General features: G+C 52.3%; 1 rRNA gene (cut by a window edge). It reads right to left on the reverse strand.

Features of this window, described 5'->3' with window-relative positions:
- A 16S ribosomal RNA gene (locus Q362_RS0114405) occupies window positions 1-1,322 on the reverse strand; it reaches 236 nt to the left of the window's first position.
- Between the last annotated feature and the right edge of the window lie 192 nt (window positions 1,323-1,514).

Here is a 1,514-nt window from a genome sequence, read left to right on the forward strand (position 1 = left end):
TCCGGACTGAGACCGAATTTATGGGATTGGCTCCACTTCGCAGTGTCGCTGCCCTTTGTATCGGCCATTGTAGTACGTGTGTAGCCCTGGTCATAAAGGCCATGAGGACTTGACGTCATCCCCACCTTCCTCCGGTTTGACACCGGCAGTCCCTTTAGAGTGCCCAGCCGAACTGATGGCAACTAAAGGCAAGGGTTGCGCTCGTTGCGGGACTTAACCCAACATCTCACGACACGAGCTGACGACAGCCATGCAGCACCTGTCTCCAGGCTCCTTCGAATGAAGGCACTCCCTAGTTTCCTAAGGATTCCCGGGATGTCAAGACCAGGTAAGGTTCTTCGCGTTGCATCGAATTAAACCACATACTCCACCGCTTGTGCGGGCCCCCGTCAATTCCTTTGAGTTTTAATCTTGCGACCGTACTCCCCAGGCGGTCAACTTAATGCGTTAGCTGCGACACAGAGGGGATCAACACCCCCTACATCTAGTTGACATCGTTTACGGCGTGGACTACCAGGGTATCTAATCCTGTTTGCTCCCCACGCTTTCGCGCCTCAGCGTCAGTATCCAGCCAGAAAGTCGCCTTCGCCACCGGTATTCCTCCCGATATCTACGAATTTCACCTCTACACCGGGAATTCCACTTTCCCCTCTGGTACTCAAGTCTGACAGTTTCAAATGCACTTCCACAGTTAAGCCATGGGCTTTCACATCTGACTTATCAAACCGCCTACGCGCCCTTTACGCCCAGTGATTCCGAACAACGCTTGCACCCTCCGTATTACCGCGGCTGCTGGCACGGAGTTAGCCGGTGCTTCCTTTAGAGGTACCGTCAAACACAACGGGTATTAACCGCTATGCACTTCTTTCCTCTTGACAGAGCTTTACGACCCGAAGGCCTTCCTCACTCACGCGGCGTCGCTGCGTCAGGGTTGCCCCCATTGCGCAATATTCCTCACTGCTGCCTCCCGTAGGAGTCTGGCCCGTGTTCCAGTGCCAGTGTGGCGGATCATCCTCTCAGACCCGCTAACCATCGTTGCCTAGGTAGGCCCTTACCCCACCTACTAGCTAATGGTACGCAGACCCCTCTTCATGCAGTAGCATATGCAGAGGCCACCTTTTCTTGTCAACCTTATGAAAAACAAGAATATCCGGTATTAGTACCCCTTTCGGCGTATTATTCCAGACATGAAGACAGGTTATCTACGCGTTACTCACCCGTGCGCCACTCTACTTGGGACCGAAGTCCCGTTCGCGTTCGACTTGCATGTGTTAAGCACGCCGCCAGCGTTCGTTCTGAGCCAGGATCAAACTCTCCAGTTCAATATCCTGACCAATCACAATCGATTGGACTTGTTCCAATTCAAAACCAAATAAATCTTGGCCCGCTCGTTTACTGTTCAGTTTTCAAAGATCAAACACCCTGGCCCATCAGGCGTAAACCTAACTTTTGCCAAGCATTTCTCGCTCCAGCGGCGAGACACTCATCTTAACACCTTGAAGAATGATGGTCAA

The organism is Desulfobulbus elongatus DSM 2908, from assembly GCF_000621145.1.
Classification (GTDB): Bacteria; Desulfobacterota; Desulfobulbia; order Desulfobulbales; family Desulfobulbaceae; genus Desulfobulbus; species Desulfobulbus elongatus.